The organism is Parapedobacter sp. ISTM3, assembly GCF_016533505.1.
In the GTDB taxonomy this organism is placed as follows: Bacteria; Bacteroidota; Bacteroidia; order Sphingobacteriales; family Sphingobacteriaceae; genus Parapedobacter; species Parapedobacter luteus.
In genome coordinates this window covers 86,388-100,838 of sequence record NZ_JAENGN010000008.1, presented here as the reverse complement: position 1 = coordinate 100,838, position 14,451 = coordinate 86,388, and the positions used below count along the sequence as shown (strand labels likewise).

Sequence of the window (14,451 nt, the reverse complement as noted above, 5' to 3'; positions counted from 1 at the left end):
CGTTGCCGACTTGCCTGTCAAGATGTATTTAAAAGACGGCACCGGGAAGTGGATACTCCCGCACACCTTGGCTTCGTACGTAAGCTGTGCGTTGATCCGATATTTGCTGGTAGTTCACCCTGTCTTCCCTGGAGATATTTACTCGTTGTCCTCCCTACCGTTTTTATTGAATATCAAAAGAATTTATAATGATAAGTGATGATGATATAAAAAAGGCATTATGAATTGCGTGCATAAAATATCCCAACATCCAGCTATACTTAATCCGCAAATAACCTAAAAAAAGACCTGTGATGAATTGAGGGGCAACGAGCAATGGTGACAATAGTAAAACTGTTATCGAAAATTGGTAGTTTGATAAATGAAAAATGGCAAATAATAGTGCCGAAGAAAAGAAAACCAGATGAAATTTGTTTAGCCAAAGATGGGTCAAGTATGCCTCAATTTTTTTCATCATTCGTTTGCCGATAGCCGACGCCGATAACAAAGAATAACCTGACAGTCCTTTGGGATTAAATCTCAAATAAAGTCGAAAAATCAATTCCTCAATGAAAGGGTTTACAACTACTCCGAAAAGTATAAATTTCCACAATGGCATTTTTTGAAATAATACGCCTATTTTATGCGTGTCTGTATCGAGCAATCCGATTTCTCCTATACCATAAATCATCGCTCCTATAGCGGCTACAATCGGAATTTCCATCGCTAAAACCGAAAAAAGCCTACTGATTTTGTGCTTTACAGTCTGGTCTTCAGCAGGCAGGTTAACTGGATTCCTTAAGAAAAGGCGAAAATCCCTATAAGTACGCTTGATTGGCGAGATCATTGTAAGCATTAATACCAAATATATGGTTTTTCGTCAAAAAGAGGGTTTATGGTATCCTTTACAGCAAATTTTGGCTTGATTAACTCCAGAAGGCTGTCCTCAACCACCACTTGTTCGACGTAGATGCGGGGAATCTTCTTTTTAGCTTTTTCGTGAACTTCCTGCTGTTCCACCGTGCATAGACTGTCGGGTATCATGTGCACGTATTCTTTGCCTGGCTCAAAATAATCCGCTTTTGAAACAGGGTTCACGATATCGTGCGTGCCGCACTGAATTTCTCATCATCGGCAGGTGATCATCTCATCATATTTTTTCGATGCGGTGGCGTTTTCTCCTCCTTCGTGGATAGGTGTTGGCTAGGACGATCCGGTGGATCAACCTCCGGGCGTGCACGCGGAAAATATCATAGAACATCGCAAAAGCGAGGATCGCAGCTGCAATGTAGAAAGTGCCGGATCCTATTTTTAAGAAGATAAATCCGCCAATTACGCCACCCAGGATGAAAGAAAGAATGATAACCAGCCGAAGCGTTATCCGCTTTTTCAAAGACGCTTTTCCCTTCGAACGATCGGATGCCATTTCGGCCATGTCGATGCCCAGGTCGGTAAACATACCGGTAAGATGAGTTGTCCTGACAACGGAGCCGGATATTGCTGAAACCAGAGCATTCTGCAATCCCATAGCGAAAAGGAGGGTTCCGGCCAGGTACTCGATTCCGACGCTGCCGCCGGGCGTCAGAAAGCCAACCACCAAGAGGATCGTGATTTCGACGATGAGCGGAACGACGTAGGAATAGATTCTGTCTACACCGGCCTGCCGGATGCATATACCCGAAAAGAATGCCCCGGCGAGGAAAAGAAAAAGCCAGGCCAAAATATGCCAAACGGTAACCAATTGGCCCAGAGACAATGCGTCAGCCAGCAGGGCGGCGTGCCCGGTAACATTGGTAGTAAAAACGTTAAACGCCAGCAGGCCGCCAACATTTACCAATCCCGCGGTAAGGCAGAGCAGTGTAGCCAGCCTCAGGTTATGTTTATAATTTCTTTTCTGTCCCGTATGCCTAAACATGTGTAAAAATCCTTGATGACGGTGCGATAATATAGGCAAAATGTGCTGATAAGGCAAAGATATTGGATTATTGTCCCCCATGGTCACGGATGGCATGGCCATATCAAATTATAATCGTATATTAGGGGTTTTAGCGATGAAGCCGGTTGCAAGCTCTGCGTTGGGGTTCATTTTTTACTGATAACTAAAATACGATTTAAGGTGAAACTGATTTTCCTGTATCTGGGAAGGTGCGGCGGGTGTACCTTCCTCTTCTAAGAAAAAATCCTCTTTTACTATACTTACTCGTGCTTGATATCCAGGTATCAGTAAGGGGTACAAATTGATGTTGAATTAAAATGTACTTAAAAATGGCAAAAAGAAATAGGGAATTGAAAAAATCAACGAAGGATCCGAAAGCGATTAAACAAGAAAAGATCAAAAAAAAGCTCGAAGAGAAGCAGATGAAAAAAAGGAACGGTTAACCTTCACTGACATAGCCGTCACTTAATTTCGATATAATTTGACCATGCACGTATGTGCACAAATACAGGGCAATGATTGCCCCTGCGATCCGGAAGGATCGACGATAAAGGAAAAGTCCGGCCGATCACTGAAGCCGGACTTTATTATATCCCTTGGCTCAATTTTCTGTTGAATGCCCTTACCGGGATGGGTTTCATTCCGTCATGTATGGCGTTCGTTTTCATTTTTTGTATTTTGCAACTGTCTATGTGTACTATCCGATTTAGATGATGCTACGGAAATTCCAATTGTTCAATTACAATCGCAATCCTTTGTTATTCGTGTTCCAATGGAACAAGATTGCGGGATACGGCAAAACCGGAAAAAACAGCCATCCCCGATGAAACGGTGGAAATGAAAAATGACCGTGCTGGGCGCGAAGTCGTTATGGAGGTTCACCCCAATGAGTTTTATAGTTAGAAGAAAAGAAAGCAGTCTATAAGTTCACAAACAATTCGGATGGGGAATTGGGTGCGGGAAGCGAATACCGTATCGAGCGATTTGAAAGCAATGAATGGCAAAAGGTCCCGTTCATAGAAAACATCGGATTTCCGGGCATGCTGTATTCGGTGGATAAGGGGAAACGGCGGATAGATAATTGTTTTTTGCCTCCTATCCGTCCATTTTACCATGGTTTTTCGATAAACGCATCTTAATATATGCATTACCCAGTGGCGAAAGCTCGTAACCTACAGGGTGGCTGATGGTGAGGCCCAGATTTTTCAGTTTCCGGATGTTCAATTTTAGCCACTCTTTTTCAAAGCCTGTCAGTTTTGCCAGACCAATGGCATGCAAGTTGGGATTATCTTTTATCGTCAACAAGGTTTTTGTTGTCCAATGCCCTTGCCTGCTACGATTGTCCAACCGTTCCAATTTGTGCTTTAAATCGCTGAATTGCTGTTCTGACAGATCTGTTTGCTCCCGTAGTTTTATCCTTGGATCTGCGGAATGATAGCCGACAGATATCTTGAAAATCGTTCCAGTGCCGCTGCGGGTAAGGGATTTCATTAATTGCTCTTTGCTTGTGAAACCTGCATTCCGCGCATCTTTGTCGGTTATATTGTTTTCGCTTACGGCTCCAATTTTACGGATTTCAACCAAGCCGATGGAAGTGTGCAAAAGACTTCCGCTTTTTACTGAAGCCTTTTGCCACCTGCGGAAAGCGAGGGTTATTCTGCCCGATTTTATTCCGCTTAAATGGATCTCTTTGAACAGCATAATTATAAGCTCTTTACGTACTCATTCAAAGTTAACGGTTTTCTGCCGACAATTTTTCAAGTGTATTATCGATATAGGAAAATTCACCCGACCTGATTCCTTTTGCCATACTGACCAATAAATCCACTATTTCCATGGGCATTTAATAACTGATCAGCTCTTCCCTGAAAGTGGTGTCCTCCATACTAATGTGCTTTGCTCTGCCCACCGGGGTACATGCAGCATGCGCCGTAAGCCAAATCAGGTACATCCGGAATTTGCGTCCATTTTTTCCGACCGAAATCGTATCGGTAAAACCGTATCAAGCCCGGAAAAACGACGGCAACCATCCGCCGGTCGTAAACAAAAGCTGTGATGGCTCCGTCTTGCAGTACAAATTCCATTTCTTTTGGAGAAGGGAGCGAATGACCATATTTTTCCTCAAAATCAATGTTGCGTGCTTCCCTATACACCGCAGGCAATTCGTAACGGTAGAATATCATTTTATCATCATGAACAGCAACGGTATGCTCGCCGGCTTCATTTTCAAAGGAATACAGTTTTTTAAAAGGTCTTGTAACGTTTTCTTTTATTAAAGGTTTCACACCTTCATTGTTCAGCATACGTGAAAGATGTTCATACATGTCTATTTTCAGCCATTTTTCCCCGTCTTTGACATAGGCAGCTATCCTTTCATTTTCATATATCCAGATGTCCTTTTCCGTAGAATGGGGTGTCCTTATCCAATGCGTTATTCCATTCATCTTTATGCTATCGCTGAAAAGGAGGGTATCCTTAGGCTCGCCATAAAAGCCATGGAACACCATCTGGTTTTCCATCAAGATGTAGACTCTTCTGATATTGCCGTCCAATGCCTTGTAATCTTTCGGAAGGGGGATGCTGTCCATGAGCTGCCAATTCCGTTTTTTAAGGGCATAGATACGAAGTTTATCGTCTTCTGGTATTCCTACACACGTATGCCGAAGGGAGAAAATATTTTCATGATTGATCGTTGTTTGTGCGATCGCAAGAGAAAAATTTAACAGCATACTTCCCAATAACAGCAGGTATGCATTAATTTCTCTCATTCCTTGTTTAAATTTAAATGTCATTTTACAAAACTAAGGTTGCATACGATGTAAAAAAATCCCTGATTTTCGGGATTCATGTAAATGGACCGGCTTGCTATTTTTGAATCGTAAAGTTTGGCATATGGTATCCCGGAGCATTATGTTTGGTAGGTTTAGCCGTTTAATTAGATGATAAGATGATAGAAGCTGATTTGATCTCTTTTTTCTCGGTATTTTGTCTAATGATTCCCGGTATGGAAAATGAGATTTTGCGGGTTTCGGCTATGGCCTTTTTCATTTCATCCGCTTCACGCTTAGAGAGGGTGCCCACGAAGTCGTTTATGCTCAACTTCCCTTTGGTCGGTTTTTTTAGTGTTTGGTCGATGAAATCCTCGATAGCAGCCAGCTTCGACTCGCTCTCCATGAAACAACGAGGCCACCGATTAGATGCTGTTTTCAGGATTTACTTAACGTATCCCCGTGTCTCTTCATAAATTCGCTGTTTAATCAGTTTAAACTTAAGTAGCTGACTGCACATTGATGCAAATTATTGACGCCGATGCTACCCCGACATCGGATACCCAAAGAATTAGGAATGTTATAGAAACCCTCCGGAAGAAAACGTGAAACAGGCTTGGATTTCAGGAAATGGAAGGCTTACTATTCTATTTTTTTTTATTTTGCTTTTTATAACAAATCCTTTTTATTACAATTAGTATTGCTGCCTATGTTTAAGCCCTTATCTACATACATCTGTTTACCTGTTTTTTTTCTTGCCATGTTAAGTCTGGAATGTGTCTCCCAAAATGCCACGGAACAACTTGCGGACCGCTTAAATACTCACGTCATCCCCATAATGTTCGGCGGGGATAGATTCGATCATACCAAAATTTCGGACAAGTTGGAGAATTACAGTATAATCGGTCTGGGGGAAGCAACTCACGGCACCAAGGAGTTTTTTGAAGGCAAGGCGGATATTATACTTACCCTGATAAAAAAAGGCATCGTTAAGACAGTTTATTTTGAAAGTGATTACGTAGGTCTTACCGCGCTCAATGACTTTTTACGCGACCCGAACCGAAACGATCTGAAAGAGGCCGTCAGGCAATCCGGACTTTTCGGCATCTATAAAACAAAGGAAGTTTATAACATGCTGGAAGGCATTAAAGCTTACAACATGGGCTGTAAAGAAGTAAACAGGGTTTCTGTCTATGGAATAGACATGTATGTGCCCCATATTTCCCGCGGAATACGGAACATACTGACGTCCTATTCCGTGGATATTGAAACAAAGCAACAATTAAAATTGCTCGATTCCCTTTTTAAAGAACATTCATATGAGTATACTGTTCCGGTATCAAAAACTGTAGAAGCCGCCAACGAAAGGCTTTTTAAAACACTGGATTCAATATCCGAAAACCATAAAGACAAGGAATTAACTTTGTACACGATACTACTCAAGCGCGGCATTCAAATTAGGGCCGTGAAGAATGCGAAGCAGGTAAGGGATATAAGAGACCAGTTGATGGCCAGCAATATTATATGGATACACGAAAATATCGCTCCGGAAGGTAACGGGGTGGTATGGCCGCACAACGGCCATATCGCAAACACAAAACTGAGTGCATCCTACCGAATGGGATACTACCTGAAACAGCATTTTAATGACCGATATTATGCGTTGGCATTTACGTTTAACGAAGGCAGTGTGCGTTTTTTCGGAAAGTCGGTGCATTACCCGGCCACTTCAAAGAAAAATGCAATAGAGTATGTTTTCGCCAGATGCAAGCCAAAAAATTTTTTCTTGGATCTCAACGAAATTCGACATGACAGGAATCTCGCTAAGCAGCTGTCTAGATTTCCCTACATGAGATCAATCGGTGCCACGGAACTAAAACAGTCGTTCTTTTATATACCATTGCTTAAGGCATTTGACGGAGTAGTATTTTATAACAGTACCAATATGGCAAAAGGCTTAAACTAGATAGCATTTTTGAAGTTTGACGTTAACACGTAGGCGTTCAGATAAGAGTTCCGTAGGTCGCTATCTATGTACATTCCCATTTCTTTTATCAGGAAGTCACCTAAATCGTTCACGTCACAAAATTCAGACATAAAGCTGTCTATTCCTTCTTTTTGGCTGGGGGAAACCCCATAATAGGAAAAGCTTGCTATTAAATAAGAATTCAATTTAAAGCCATGGCGCTTAATTTGATTTTATCCACTTGTCAACATCGGCAATGACTTCTTTCCAATTAGACTGGTTGTTTTCGTTAAAGAAGTTGTGATTCAGTCCATTGTATTTTTTTATTGTTATATTTTTATTTTTCCATTTCAGGGTATGGAACATATCACATTGCACACAAGACTTATCCTTATCCCCATAGACAATCAACAATGGCTTTCGCGTGCTTGCTATTGAAATCATAGGCGAATAGGAATAGGACTTCCAGGTTTTATAAGAATCCCCCATTTCAAACTCAACCTCCAGTCTATCCGGACTATCGTTACGGTACAAAATATTATTATACGCCGCAGAATCTATACCCGCATAAAACATTCTACCTAATGGGGAGGCCGACATATAAACAAATTTGTCTATTACAGGGGTTTGAACCATTTCTGCAACTATTCTGGCTCCCTGCGAGTGACCCATCAGGATGATCTCCGACGGCTTAAGTTGTTTTTTTGCTTGCTTGATCAGCTTGGCATAGATTTGCTTTTTTCCCTGCCGTAGCGCCACCCTGTCTTCCAGCAATGCGAGGTCAAGCTCATTGGCATTTCCTTTCACGGCCTCGCGCTTCATCGGCACGCTTCAATTCTTCGGAATTGCGCCCCTATTTCTTTAGAAGTTAGTGGTTTTATAAGCATGCCATCCTTGTTACCAAAAGTACAAAAAACGTTTTCAGGCACCACTCCGCGATTGTACCGGCATTGAAACATATCCACTTCACCCCACAAGCCAGATCATCAGCTCCAGAAGACCCCGGTTCTTGTCGTTGATAAGGAAGTCCCTGAACACGATCCGCCCATCTTTATCAATAAGGTAATTCGTGGGCGCCGCTTCAGCGACCAAATTCCCCCGTTCATCTGGGGAATCTTTCATCGGAATGAAAGAGGTACTCCCTTTTTTGATGAATGGCATGACATAGTCATCTTGGTCATGTACGATATTCACACCGATATATGCGATTTCATGCTGCCCCTTCATTTTTTGTAACACAGCTTCAAAGTGGGGGAACTCGGCATGGCAAGGCCCGCAGGTGGGAAACCAGAATGTCAGCAGTATAGTCTTGCCACGGAAATCGCTTAGTTTAATTGGTTGGTGGTCGGCATAACCGGTGCCGCGTAAATCGGTAGCTGCAGGAGCCTCTTTCAATAAGGCAGACTTTATGAAATCCTTGACTTGCTGTCTATCCATGCCGACAGACACCCCCAAAGATTCCGTCTTTTCTTAAACGACGATGTCGGGATTGGCTAGAAAGAACATTTTGAGCACGTCCATGGAACGGCGTTGTTCACCTTGTGATGCAAAGGCATCGGCTTTTAGCAAGACCGCCCTGCGCGAAATCGCGGAAATGCTGGATGCTACCGCAACGCTGAGGGAATCTATTGCTTCATCAGTTCTTCCTGACTTCAATAGCCCTTCCGACCGTAGTAACTTTTGAGCACCACGCAGACGGGGTAGCCAGGCGCTATCGGCATGTTGCTCCCAGATTCCTTTGGCCAGAGCTTCGGCAGCCTCCAGGTCACTGTCGACCAGCACATCAAAATAATCGGACATTCCCGAACGGGCAAAGCTGAATTCCCCAATCGGATAGCGTTCCGAAAGCTCCCGGTAATAGGCGATTTTCTTAAGCGTGTCGGTTTCTTTGTCCGCAAGCCAATAAAGTGCCTTAGCAGCCGTTCCATCGCCTGCGAAATCCCTTGTTACCGCGTTCATTTTTTCCGTGTAGGTCGCCTGATCATACATTCCATAGCTGTTGGCCTCGTAAAATGCATAATCCGGATTCTCCGGCTCCATTTCACTCGCTTTGGCTAAATAGACCGTGCCAAGTTGATAGTCCCCCCAGCGCCCCGCGTCTATGCCGTACAGCATATAGACTTCAGCTTGGTTGGAATCAGCCTCCAACGCGTATTCGAGCCATCGCCTTGCTTCGGGATGGCTACGATAAAATAAAGCCTTTCCCAGCGTGTATGGAATTGTGGGGGATGCCGGAAATTTCTCCCGCAGTTTTTCGTACTGCGAAATCAGCGTATCCATGTTGCTTTTAGACTGTTCGATGAATTCTTGATGTAGCTCCAGGCTATCCGGATATTGCTCAAGTTTTTTAAGCAATTCGGGATCCTGGGCAAAAAGAAGTCCGGATTTAAAAATTAGCTGGGCCAACAATGCAAAATCGACCGATAGTTTAATTGTGATACGCATTATCATCTGTTTATGGCAAATTTATTAATAATATTGTCAATCATTGTCGCCTACCACTCAATGATATTGTCGTCCGATAAAAGCAAATCCTTTGCCGAGGTCGAGCAAGAATTTTCTTGTCGATAGCGGAAGAGCCAAATGAACACGCCTGAAAATGCTGGCGCTACCTCGGGCAGGGTGCGGCCGTTGACATTTGCTTCCGTCATAAGTTCGTTGAGCTCCCGGAAACCGTTTCCGTTCCTGGCTATGCCGATATACAGCAAACGGTCGCCATTCCGGTATTCCATGCCCGGCAGGATGTGCAAGATGACACACGGTTCCACCATTCCCGCAGACCCTCCCATTGTATGCGGCACATTTCGTTATTCCTTTCTGTAAAGGGGCACAATTCTTCCATGCGCTTCCGTTTGGGGCGCTTCGCTATTGAATGTCACCTCAACTAAAAGGGACTGTGGGCACGGTCTGTAAACGACTTCCCCCGTAAAAGCGATAGTGTCAAGTGGTTGGTCAGCTATCTGCATGAAAAGGGTGTCGGCAGGATAGACGTAACTGAAAAAATGGATGTCCCCCCGGTTTTCCGCTATGCCCTGATGGGCTGGTTCAAGTGCGCTGCCCGCCCCTTTCCTGAACAATTTGAGTTCGGTGGTATCATAGACCGGGCTATCGGAGAAAAATAGGTCTGCCCCCGATTCCTTACCAAGCACGACAAACCGCAGGGTATCGGGATTGAGATGCGCTAAACAGGCAACATCGGCCACATCGGAATCGTTTTTGGAACAGGAAGCCATTAGCATGCCGATAGCGGCGATTGAGCAAAATGCCTTGAATAACGTTTTTGTTTTGAAACTATTCATGATGCAGGCAATTTTTATTATGAGCGTTTGACTAATCGGTGTTAATCGGTGTGGGTGTGTATTCTAAACGTATGAATGGCGGAAATCGCTACACCGCTACTCGCTGCATCGGAGCCTGGTGCCGTGCCAAAAATTACAGGGAGTAATTCGCGTCATGAAAACTATATTTCGCCTTTTCTTTTTATCGGTCGTATTGTACGGTTGTCAGCCAACGGGAAATGCATCGGCACTCCAAAGCAGGGATTCCACCGCTACGAACCCCCCCCCTATGGATTCCGTTCTGATGGCACTTTCAAGTACGCCAGATAGTTTAAGGACACCCGAAAAAAAGGAAACGATAAGGAAGATTCAATTGATGGTTGCTAAGTACGTGGAACTCAAAGACGGCATGTTTTCCTTTACTTTACCGAAAGAGGAATTTGTGGAAAAAACCGGCCTTGGTATCGAATATTATGATGTCATAACATTGCTGTCCACTTAAAAGATATTGAGGGACAGCAATGATTGATTTTAATAGACTTGATCGTTTCACGCAAATATAAGTTGGAAATCTTAAATTTGTCCTATGACCAATCCACAACAACCGAAAGTGGGCTTGTACATTGACCCTCTTACAGATTTTGGTTTCAAAAAGCTCTTCGGAACCGAACCCAACAAGGACTTGCTCATTGCCTTGCTCAATAGTATTTTCCGCGGGCGCAAGAACATCGTTGTTTGACCTACAACAAAAACGAGCATCACGGCGAAACTAAGGACGAGGGGGCGGCCATCTTCGACCTCACCTGTACCGGGGATGATGGCGAGTGCTTCATTATAGAGGTGCAACGCGGCAAGCAGGGCAATTTCAAGCAGCGCGCCGTATTCTACACCAGTCGTCTTATCACCGAACAGGCACCCAAGGGCCGCCGCTCCGAGTGGGCCTATGACGTAAAAGAGGTATACCTCATAGCCTTGTTGGAAGACTTCACGCTGGACGCTATGGGTGACGACCGCTATTTGCACGATATTTGTTTGAGCGAGAGGGAGACAGGAAAAGTTTTCTACGATGGATTGGGGTATATATTCATCGAATTGGTTAATTTTGTGAAAACGGAGGATGAAGCGGAGACAGACCTCGAAAGGTGGCTCTATGTATTGAAAAACATGAGCAGCATGGATAAGGTGTCGATCTACACCCGCAAGCCGATTTTCGAGAAACTGTTTAACGTGGCGGAGTACGCCAATTTAACAAAGGAGGAAACCGCCGTAGGCAGCTTCAACACCGTTAAAAACTAACAAGCAGTTGAAAACGCCATGTATGATGCAAGTCTGAAACGCAAATGGGATAACAAAGCCGTGTTGGATTACGCGGTCAGCGAAGCCGTAAAGGAGGCTACTACTAAAACCCGCGAAGAAGAACGCGCTAAGGCAGAGGCAGAGAAACTGAAATCAGCCTTAAAGATGAAACAAAGTGGTTTTGATGTCTACATGATTGCAGACATACTTGAGTTGCCCGTGGAGAAAGTGGAAAAACTTTAGCGTCGCTTAATATGCCAGCCTTATGATTGATACCAGTCTAAAACAAAAGTGGGACAAAAAGGCTATCTTGGATTACGCGGTCAGCGAAGCCGTAAAGGAGGCTACTACTAAAACCCGCGAAGAGGAACGCGCTAAAGCCGAGAAAGAAAAGCTTGAAGAAAAACTGCGTTCTGCTGCCGAGTTCAAAAAAATGGGGTTGCCGGTTGCAGACATCGCCAGGGGCTTGGGACTTTCCATCGAGGAAGTGGAAAAACTTTAATTTTCTGATTTAACATAAAGCATCAAAGCCATTCGCTATCAGCGGATGGTTTTTTGTCAAATAGAAAAGTCGTACTGCAATATCTGTCAGGTGTTAGGTTTTTCGTGGATGCTCACAATGTTTCGCTAATGACGCCGGCGCAGGGATACGGGAGGGTTTTTAAAGGGGCTTTGGATGAAGGTTCAAAGCCCCTTTTTATAATCCCATAATCAGTCAAATGCGTTTAATAGCTTATAAATCAATATTATATCGATTCTTTTTAAGCTAACTAACCCATCCAGCTAAAACATCCAATTCGGTGCCACCCATATATTTCAAATCCCTAAATAAGCGTTTAAATCGTTGGTCATCTTTGCTATTCGTTGATTTGGAAACTTTCTTGAAATCCTCAAATGAAGATGGGAGGCCGTAGTTTGTCAGGTCAATTTTTTGGATTTGTACAGCTTCCAAAATGAAGCGTTCAATGGCCGGACTGATTTGGATGATATAGTGGGGACGGTTGTTATGCTTATGCAAAAAAAGTTTCCCCTTTGACCAGACCACATGGGAGTGTAAAATCCGGGTCGCTTGTTAGCCGGGTAAGAATTTTTCTCAATCTCTCAACCTCCAATGCCTTTGCGGTATTCCAAATTAATGGAGATAGTCCTTCTCAACTCGGAAATTCTCTTTTCTATTCCTTTCTTATTTTCGCTGCTATCGTTGGCATATGTACCAGTAACCAATCCGGTTGCTCATGAATGGGTAAAGCATCAATTATGTGCCCATTTTCTATCGCAACCAAGTCTTTATGGTCCGTTTCAGACGTGTCGACTACTTTTAGTGAATCAAATAAAGTAAAGCGGTCGTTTACCTGCCTTAAATTGCCGTAGAAATTCTCTCTAAGGGTCAATGAATCCACGGAATGGCCTCCCTCGTTGGCACGGATAAGTACTCGATTTGCAGAAAGCGAAGGGTTATCCAAGCCGATTTTCCCGCGCCGTTAGAGCCTGTGATGACAAATAGGTTAGGCATCCACCAATTTCAGTTTTTCTTTAAGTTTTTTCGATTCAGCTACCGAAAGCACATAAATCGTTTCGAAATCGGTGCCATTCGGTGCTTGCCGCACCAAGTGGATACTGCCATCGGGATATTCAAGATAACAGGTCGCATTGTCCATCCCCTTTACATTAATCATGAATGGCAAACCTTGGTTAAGCCGTTTGGTCCGTAATGCCCGCACAGCGTCCGAACCTTTTTGAACCTGTTCTTTCAATGAGGATGTCATAGGAATCTTTTTTATAAATCGTCTTTTTATTTCTTTTCCAGCAACTCCATCACGCGGCTGTTTATTTCCGTCACATTTTCAATCAGCTTCAGGATAGCGTCGTTTTGCTTTTCGTTCACTCCCTGAAATGTATGAAGTTCGATGCATTTAATATCGTGGCGTTCTCAATTTCCTTAAATACGGCGCCAGGAACCGACGAAATAAGTCTCAAAGGGTCAGTTTTATATATTTTGGCAGCTTTTTGTATTAACTCGGTAGTGACTTTCCCCTTACCATTTTCAAGTTCAAGATATTCAGTTTCTTCCATGCCAAATTCTTGCGCAATTTCTAGACAATCCTTTCCAGCAATTTCTCTTCGTACAAAAAGCTCTTGTCCAAATTTTTCGTTATCCACGAAAAGATACTCTTCGCTTTTATCGGTTATTCCGTCCATGTTTCAAATTTAATGTATTTTCCTCAAATATCTCTCTCCCTGTTAATTCGTTCCAGTAAATCCATAATTCGTTTATTCATCTCCACAACGCTATTTATAAGTAATAATACTGCGTCATTTTGCTTTTCGTTAATGCCATGAAAAGTATGGAACGTTGAAGTATTCAAAATCGTTGAGTTAGAAATATTATCAAAAAACGTACTAGGTGTTGTGGAAAGTAGTTGTAGAGGGGCTATTCCAACTTCATGGAACAACTCGAAAAACAATCATTTATGCAAAAAACAAAAAATGTCTATGTTGTTTTCATCAGTTTTCTGGAGTGGGTGGCCCATTAAATTGATTATCGCATTCCTTTCAGAAGTTACTTATCTTTAGCGGATATGATAATTGGCCTGCCGCTATACGTGTCATTGGTTTTCGGACTAACCACACTAACCACATTGTTTTTTTTTACCGGGGACTGCGCATGTCTAACGCCGCAACAACACGTAAACAGTCAACACACGTGTTGCGTTTTCTGATAAGCTGGCTTGTTATTCAGGGCTTTTTGACCCAATATGTTTATAGCACCGATACGGATTCCATGCCGCCAAAGATAGTTTTATTTGGTATTTTGCCCATGATTTTGGGGACTGCTGTGCTATTTTTAACAAGAACAGGTAAGGAGTTTGTCGACAGTCTGCCGATTGCCGGACTAACGATGATAAACGTGGTAAGGATTCCGGTGGAAGTCGTCTTATGCTGGCTTTTCATCAACGGAGCCGTCCCCGAAATGATGACTTTCGAGGGCAGGAATTTTGATATCATAGCAGGAATTACCGCGCCGCTTATCGCCTATTTTGGGGTGGTCAAGAAAAAGTGAGCAGGAACTTTCTGCACCCTCTCCCTTGCAGCGGTTTGCTTTTGAACAGCCCAATATCGCCATACTGAACGTTCCCTTTAGCTGGCTTCCGACGTTTATTGTGCCTGTTATCCTATTTAGTCATTTGGTATCCATAAGGCGACTGATGAAGGGGGGACACGTCGCCG

Annotated in this window: 20 protein-coding genes and 1 pseudogene; 8 read left to right on the top strand and 13 right to left on the bottom strand. The window is 43.4% G+C overall.

Features of this window, described 5'->3' with window-relative positions; genetic code table 11:
• Positions 1–163 precede the first annotated feature (163 nt).
• The 3 genes from JHJ32_RS12575 to JHJ32_RS12565 all read right to left on the bottom strand — a co-directional run bounded on the left by JHJ32_RS12575 (position 164) and on the right by JHJ32_RS12565 (position 1,894).
• Positions 164–835 (bottom strand): CPBP family intramembrane glutamic endopeptidase, encoded by a 672-nt coding sequence (locus JHJ32_RS12575; protein WP_200121187.1) that lies wholly within the window; start codon positions 833–835, stop codon positions 164–166.
• Positions 835–1,023: a hypothetical protein gene (locus JHJ32_RS12570; protein ID WP_200121186.1), complete on the bottom strand. Its 189-nt coding sequence runs from the start codon at positions 1,021–1,023 to the stop codon at positions 835–837. Before JHJ32_RS12570 ends, JHJ32_RS12575 begins: the two co-directional genes overlap by 1 nt.
• A gap of 106 nt (positions 1,024–1,129) precedes the next feature.
• Positions 1,130–1,894 (bottom strand): YoaK family protein, encoded by a 765-nt coding sequence (locus JHJ32_RS12565; RefSeq protein ID WP_200121185.1) that lies wholly within the window; start codon positions 1,892–1,894, stop codon positions 1,130–1,132.
• A gap of 944 nt (positions 1,895–2,838) precedes the next feature.
• On the opposite strand from JHJ32_RS12565, the pseudogene JHJ32_RS23210 reads away from it, so the two are divergent.
• A pseudogene (locus JHJ32_RS23210) lies at positions 2,839–3,054 on the top strand (immunoglobulin-like domain-containing protein); the annotation flags it as partial.
• Here the strand turns inward: JHJ32_RS23210 and JHJ32_RS12560 are convergent.
• The 3 genes from JHJ32_RS12560 to JHJ32_RS12550 form a co-directional block, all read right to left on the bottom strand.
• The gene (locus tag JHJ32_RS12560; protein WP_200121184.1) at positions 3,011–3,616 is read right to left on the bottom strand and encodes an ASCH domain-containing protein; all 606 of its coding nucleotides are present in this window, start codon (positions 3,614–3,616) and stop codon (positions 3,011–3,013) included. The pseudogene JHJ32_RS23210 and the gene JHJ32_RS12560 overlap by 44 nt on opposite strands.
• 185 nt (positions 3,617–3,801) lie before the next feature.
• Positions 3,802–4,683, bottom strand: coding sequence for a hypothetical protein (locus JHJ32_RS12555; protein ID WP_200121183.1), 882 nt, complete (start codon positions 4,681–4,683; stop codon positions 3,802–3,804).
• Between the two features lie 163 nt (positions 4,684–4,846).
• Positions 4,847–5,089 carry a hypothetical protein gene (locus JHJ32_RS12550; RefSeq protein WP_200121182.1) on the bottom strand — a complete coding sequence of 81 codons (243 nt, stop codon included), beginning with the start codon at positions 5,087–5,089 and terminating at the stop codon, positions 4,847–4,849.
• A gap of 477 nt (positions 5,090–5,566) precedes the next feature.
• Between JHJ32_RS12550 and JHJ32_RS12545 the strand changes: the two genes are divergently transcribed.
• Positions 5,567–6,649: an erythromycin esterase family protein gene (locus tag JHJ32_RS12545; protein WP_233632636.1), complete on the top strand. Its 1,083-nt coding sequence runs from the start codon at positions 5,567–5,569 to the stop codon at positions 6,647–6,649.
• Positions 6,650–6,871: 222 nt separating this feature from the next.
• Here the strand turns inward: JHJ32_RS12545 and JHJ32_RS12540 are convergent, their stop codons facing one another.
• The 5 genes from JHJ32_RS12540 to JHJ32_RS12520 form a co-directional block, all read right to left on the bottom strand.
• The gene (locus tag JHJ32_RS12540) at positions 6,872–7,456 is read right to left on the bottom strand and encodes a prolyl oligopeptidase family serine peptidase (protein ID WP_200121180.1); all 585 of its coding nucleotides are present in this window, start codon (positions 7,454–7,456) and stop codon (positions 6,872–6,874) included.
• A gap of 159 nt (positions 7,457–7,615) precedes the next feature.
• Positions 7,616–8,086 carry a TlpA disulfide reductase family protein gene (locus JHJ32_RS12535; protein ID WP_200121179.1) on the bottom strand — a complete coding sequence of 157 codons (471 nt, stop codon included), beginning with the start codon at positions 8,084–8,086 and terminating at the stop codon, positions 7,616–7,618.
• 33 nt (positions 8,087–8,119) lie between these two features.
• Entirely contained in the window at positions 8,120–9,094 is a 975-nt protein-coding gene (locus JHJ32_RS12530) for a hypothetical protein (protein WP_200121178.1), read from the bottom strand.
• A 50-nt stretch (positions 9,095–9,144) separates the two neighbouring features.
• The gene (locus JHJ32_RS12525) at positions 9,145–9,420 is read right to left on the bottom strand and encodes a hypothetical protein (RefSeq protein ID WP_200121177.1); all 276 of its coding nucleotides are present in this window, start codon (positions 9,418–9,420) and stop codon (positions 9,145–9,147) included.
• 36 nt (positions 9,421–9,456) lie between these two features.
• Positions 9,457–9,948, bottom strand: a complete 492-nt coding sequence (locus JHJ32_RS12520) for a hypothetical protein (protein WP_139378710.1) — start codon at positions 9,946–9,948, stop codon at positions 9,457–9,459.
• A 154-nt stretch (positions 9,949–10,102) separates the two neighbouring features.
• Between JHJ32_RS12520 and JHJ32_RS12515 the strand changes: the two genes are divergently transcribed.
• From JHJ32_RS12515 to JHJ32_RS12505, 5 genes are all read left to right on the top strand, one after another.
• On the top strand, positions 10,103–10,429 hold the full coding sequence (locus tag JHJ32_RS12515; RefSeq protein WP_200121176.1) for a hypothetical protein: 327 nt from the start codon (positions 10,103–10,105) through the stop codon (positions 10,427–10,429).
• 84 nt (positions 10,430–10,513) lie between these two features.
• Entirely contained in the window at positions 10,514–10,666 is a 153-nt protein-coding gene (locus tag JHJ32_RS23205) for a PD-(D/E)XK nuclease family transposase (protein ID WP_317615101.1), read from the top strand.
• A complete protein-coding gene (locus JHJ32_RS23200) occupies positions 10,663–11,223 on the top strand; it encodes a PD-(D/E)XK nuclease family transposase (protein WP_370584516.1) in 561 nt (186 codons plus the stop codon). The genes JHJ32_RS23205 and JHJ32_RS23200 overlap by 4 nt, the downstream gene beginning before the upstream one ends.
• 18 nt (positions 11,224–11,241) lie before the next feature.
• Positions 11,242–11,466 (top strand): hypothetical protein, encoded by a 225-nt coding sequence (locus JHJ32_RS23195; protein WP_370584515.1) that lies wholly within the window; start codon positions 11,242–11,244, stop codon positions 11,464–11,466.
• A 22-nt stretch (positions 11,467–11,488) separates the two neighbouring features.
• Entirely contained in the window at positions 11,489–11,725 is a 237-nt protein-coding gene (locus JHJ32_RS12505; protein ID WP_079717628.1) for a hypothetical protein, read from the top strand.
• Between the two features lie 1,003 nt (positions 11,726–12,728).
• On the opposite strand, the gene JHJ32_RS12500 is transcribed toward JHJ32_RS12505, so the two are convergent.
• Positions 12,729–12,989 carry a hypothetical protein gene (locus tag JHJ32_RS12500; RefSeq protein WP_079717632.1) on the bottom strand — a complete coding sequence of 87 codons (261 nt, stop codon included), beginning with the start codon at positions 12,987–12,989 and terminating at the stop codon, positions 12,729–12,731.
• A gap of 115 nt (positions 12,990–13,104) precedes the next feature.
• On the bottom strand, positions 13,105–13,422 hold the full coding sequence (locus JHJ32_RS12495; protein WP_200121175.1) for a hypothetical protein: 318 nt from the start codon (positions 13,420–13,422) through the stop codon (positions 13,105–13,107).
• A gap of 619 nt (positions 13,423–14,041) precedes the next feature.
• Between JHJ32_RS12495 and JHJ32_RS22865 the strand changes: the two genes are divergently transcribed.
• Complete coding sequence (locus JHJ32_RS22865) at positions 14,042–14,284, top strand: hypothetical protein (protein WP_233632635.1); 243 nt, start codon at positions 14,042–14,044, stop codon at positions 14,282–14,284.
• The last annotated feature ends 167 nt before the right edge of the window (positions 14,285–14,451 follow it).